Origin of the sequence: Photobacterium sp. OFAV2-7 (assembly GCF_022347985.1) — a bacterium.
GTDB lineage: Bacteria > Pseudomonadota > Gammaproteobacteria > Enterobacterales > Vibrionaceae > Photobacterium.
In genome coordinates this window covers 1-4556 of record NZ_JAKRFQ010000396.1, presented here as the reverse complement: position 1 = coordinate 4556, position 4556 = coordinate 1, and the positions used below count along the sequence as shown (strand labels likewise).

Sequence of the window (4556 nt, the reverse complement as noted above, 5' to 3'; positions counted from 1 at the left end):
CGAAGGAAACACCGCATAGCCATAGGCTGAATCAAAAAATGGTTGGGTTTGGCTGGCTGCCTGAAAATGGCTCAAGGTAGCCTGGGTATCAATATTTTCCTCGGCGACGGAACCGGAGGCAATGCAGAGCAGGGCAAGTGAACCCAACATAGCGAACAGTCGGTTGACGGCTTTCATAGGCTGCTTCCTTGTTGGAACTGGGTGATATTTATAACTACTTTCATAGTAGCAATATCAATAAAAAGGCGAAGGGTTAACCTTCGCCTTGTCAGTTCCTATTCAGCTTACTTGCGCGTATAACTACTTAAGTAAGTCTTTGTTCAGGTTACCTTATTCGATCTCTTGCGGTCGGTGATCACGAAAGTGCCCCGCCCGGCGCTTGATGAGGATCATCGAGAGGGTAAGTGACCACAGGATATAGATATAGAGCGGCCAGCTACCCAGGGAGGTATAAGGCGTCAGCCCTTCGGTCGGCACAACCGTTGCCCGCAGGACGGCGGTTTCGAACTGCGGCAGCTGCTTGGTGATCTGGCCACGATGATCGACAACACCGGTGACGCCATTGTTGGTTGCCCGAAGCAGGGGCTTGCCGAGCTCCAGCGAGCGCATCTGAGCAATCTCCATGTGCTGGAACGGGCCGATAGAGGTACCGAACCAAGCATCGTTGGACAGGGTCAGGAGAAGCTCGGTATCGATACCGACGTTTTGGCGAACCTGCTCGCTGAAGGCAATTTCATAGCAGAGTGCCGGTGCTAGCGAGTAACCGCTGGCTTCCAGGTTGGGCTGGATAAAGCCGCCGCGGCTAAAAGAAGACATCGGCAGGTTGAACAGCGGTGCTAACGGGCGGAGCAAGTCGCCAAACGGCACAAATTCGCCAAACGGCAACAGGTGATGCTTGCTGTAGCGGGTGGCATTTTCATACTGGTAAGGACCGTCGGTATTCATGCCCAGCGTCAGGATATTATTGAAATACTCACCGTTGTCTTTTTGATCCAGCACGCCGGTAATGACAGTACTGCCATTGTTGCGGGCGGCACTGTCAAGGTTTTGCAGGAAGGTGGGTACCTGTGTTTCCAGCGCCGGGATGGCGGCCTCAGGCCAGATGATCAGATCGGCATCCCAGTTTTCGCGGGTCAGATCGGTGTATTTCATCAGGGTCGGCCAGCGCTGGCTCGGGAGCCATTTGAGCTCCTGAGGCACATTGCCCTGGATCAGTGCCACATCGACACTTTTCTCCGGGGCCGGAACAACCCATTGGATGCTGTTGGCCAGGCTGCTGAAGCCGAGGATCAGCAGCGGGATCAGCAGAGGTTTCCAGTTGCGGTAACACCAGGCGGCAACCAAGGATCCGCTGATTAACACTAAGGCAAGGGTGATCCCTTCGACCCCGAGAATGGGTGCAATACCGGACAGCGGGCTGTCTATCTGGCTATAGCCCATCCACAGCCACGGAAAGCCAGTCAGGAACCAGCCCCGGAACCAGTCCAGCATCAGCCAGATCACCGGACCGCTCAGTAGCAGCTGGTTGAATGGCCGGCCCCGGTTGAAGCGGTTGAACAGGGCACCAAATACCGCCGGAAACAGCGACAGGTAGCTGATCAGCATGCTCATGAGAAATAGGCTGGCCAGTTTGGGCATGCCGCCAAAGGTATCGATACTGACATGTACCCAGCTAATGCCGGTACCAAACAAGCCTAGCCCCCACAGAAAGCCAATGAGTGCCGAGCGCTTGATACTCTGGTGCTGGAGCAGGTAGAAAAAGCAGAAAAGGGAAACCGGTGCGAGAAACCAGTAGTTATAGGGAGCAAACGAAAGGGTGGCAAGCGCACCCGCCGGGACAGCGGCTGCGAGCTGTCCCAACGTAATGAATGAATTTTTTTTCATTATCTATGATGTAGTTGTCGGTTGGTGTGCTTCGTGAGGCACGGTCACTTGCAACTGAATAACCCGTCGGCTGTCGGCAGATGTTACTTTAAATGAGTAGCCATCTAGCTCAACAACTTCTCCCCGGTTCGGCAGATGACCGAAACTGGTCATAATCAGGCCGCCGACGGTGTCGACCTCTTCATCGCTGAAGTGGGTCTGGAACATGTCATTGAAGTCTTCGATGGTCGTCAGCGCCTTGACCGCGAAAGTGTGCTTACTTAACTGACGGATATCCTGTTCTTCCTCATCGTCGAACTCGTCTTCGATTTCGCCGACAATCTGCTCCAGGATGTCCTCGATGGTGATAACACCAGATACCCCGCCAAACTCGTCAACGACGATTGCCATGTGATAGCGCTCCTCACGGAACTCCTTCAGCAGACGGTCAACGCGCTTGCTTTCCGGCACGACAACCGCCGGGCGCAGCACTTTGTCCATATCAAACGGCTCGCTGTTCGGAAGCAGGTAACGCAGAAGATCCTTTGCTAGCAGGATGCCTTCAACATGATCTTTGTCGTCACTGATCACCGGGTAGCGGGAGTGTTGGGTATCTACAATTAAATCAATCAGGTCCTCTAACTTCTGAGAACGTTCGATGGTGACCATCTGGGAGCGCGGGATCATGATGTCACGAACACGCATTTCAGATATTTCCATTACACCTTCGAGCATGTCGCGGGTGTCGTGGTCAATCAAATCGTTGACTTCCGAATCTCGGAAGACCTCGACCAGTTCCTCGCGGTTTTGAGGTTCACCCTGGAACAGTTGGCCGATACGTTCAAAGAAGGACTTTCTACTCGGACCTTCAGAATTTTGTGAGTTATCTTCGTTCATTGCTTTAAGAAAAAATTCTCTCAGTTAAGTGGCTGTGCCACGGGGTGCTATCTGATACCTCATCGGATGCATCCGGTCGAGGTATCTATAGGACAACGGTTTTCCGATAATGTTACCGCTTTTCTTCGGCGTACGGGTCGGTGAAACCCATGTTTTCCATAATTTCCGTTTCCAAAGACTCCATTTCTTCTGCTTCATCATCATCGATATGATCATAACCTAGCAGATGGAGACTGCCGTGTACAACCATATGTGCCCAATGGGCATTCAGGGGTTTATCCTGCTCTTTTGCCTCTTTTTCGACAACTTGACGACAGATGATCAGGTCACCCAGCAGATCTAACTCTACCCCTGGTGGCGCTTCAAACGGGAATGACAATACGTTGGTCGGTTTGTCCTTACCGCGGTACTCGTGGTTAAGGGCATGGCTCTCGGCGTCGTCGACAAGACGGACCGTGACTTCGGCATCGGCCTGGAACGGGGTGATGGCCGCATTGAGCCATTGCTGAAAGTCAGCTTCGCTTGGCATGCCTTCCTGGCTTTCAGTGGCATATTGCAGATCGAGATAAATTGCCATTAGTTACTTTTTTCCGGTTCGGCAAGTGAGGCAGCGGCTTGTTGCAGGGCCTGCTGCTCTTCGCGGCGGCGCTGTTCGGCCTGCTTGCGTTGTTTCTGGTCTTCGGTTTCCCATACTTCATAGGCTTGTACGATACGTGCGACCACAGGGTGGCGAACAACATCGTCGGCCTGGAAGAAGTTAAAGCTGATCTCGTCGACATCCGCCAGGACCTCGATCGCATGACGCAAGCCGGAGCGGGCACCGCGCGGCAAGTCGATCTGGGTAACGTCGCCGGTGATCACGGCACGGGAGTTGAAACCGATACGGGTCAGGAACATTTTCATCTGCTCGACCGTGGTGTTCTGGCTCTCGTCAAGAATGATAAAGGCATCGTTCAGGGTACGGCCACGCATGTAAGCCAGCGGGGCAACTTCAATGACGTTGCGCTCGATGAGCTTCTCGACACGCTCGAAGCCCAGCATTTCGAACAGGGCATCGTAGAGCGGACGCAGATAAGGGTCGACTTTCTGGCTCAGGTCACCTGGCAGGAAGCCCAATTTTTCACCGGCCTCAACCGCAGGGCGGGTTAGCAGGATACGGCGAATTTCCTGGCGCTCGAGAGCATCAACGGCTGCTGCCACGGCCAGGTAGGTTTTACCGGTACCGGCAGGGCCTACACCAAAGGTAATGTCATGGGTAACCATGTTGGTGATGTACTGGGCCTGATTTGGCGTACGCGGTTTGATCACCCCTTTTTTAGTCTTGATGGTGGCTTCTTTGCCGTAAGAGATGGTGCTCTCGGTGGTTTGCTCTAGTACGCCGCATTCTTTGATTGCCAGATGAATCTGCTCGGGCTCGATATCGGGGATCGTATTGCGAACCGGTGCCGTATCGACATACAGGGTTTTGATGATATGGGCAGCAGCCTGGGCTGTATGGGGCTGGCCGACAACGCTGAAGCTGTTGCCACGATGGTTGATTTCTACACCCAAACGGCGTTCAAGTTGTTTGATATTGTCGTCGAAAGGGCCGCAAAGGCTGGAAAGGCGCTGGTTATTGGCGGGTTCCAGATTGAATTCTACAGTGTTAATTTTGCTCAAGATTTGCCTCTCATTGCGGTCGCCCGGAGAGCCGAGCGACCATTTGTTCAGGGCGCGTCCTACTGGTATTCAGACAGGCGTTATACTATGGAGTATATACGCCTACACCCAATTCATCTTCTTTACGTGTTTTCTCC

4 protein-coding genes are annotated in these 4556 nt (G+C 53.2%); all 4 read right to left on the bottom strand.

Annotation, left to right across the window (positions count from 1 at the left end; all coding sequences use genetic code 11):
- Positions 1-330: 330 nt before the first annotated feature.
- A complete protein-coding gene (gene lnt / locus MHN01_RS17530) occupies positions 331-1884 on the bottom strand; it encodes an apolipoprotein N-acyltransferase (protein ID WP_239412518.1) in 1554 nt (517 codons plus the stop codon).
- A 3-nt stretch (positions 1885-1887) separates the two neighbouring features.
- Positions 1888-2760 (bottom strand): CNNM family magnesium/cobalt transport protein CorC, encoded by an 873-nt coding sequence (corC, locus tag MHN01_RS17525; protein ID WP_075764947.1) that lies wholly within the window; start codon positions 2758-2760, stop codon positions 1888-1890.
- A gap of 112 nt (positions 2761-2872) precedes the next feature.
- Positions 2873-3337: an rRNA maturation RNase YbeY gene (gene ybeY, locus MHN01_RS17520; RefSeq protein WP_239412517.1), complete on the bottom strand. Its 465-nt coding sequence runs from the start codon at positions 3335-3337 to the stop codon at positions 2873-2875.
- Positions 3337-4422: a PhoH family protein gene (locus MHN01_RS17515; RefSeq protein WP_239412519.1), complete on the bottom strand. Its 1086-nt coding sequence runs from the start codon at positions 4420-4422 to the stop codon at positions 3337-3339. The genes ybeY and MHN01_RS17515 overlap by 1 nt, the downstream gene beginning before the upstream one ends.
- Positions 4423-4556: the final 134 nt, after the last annotated feature.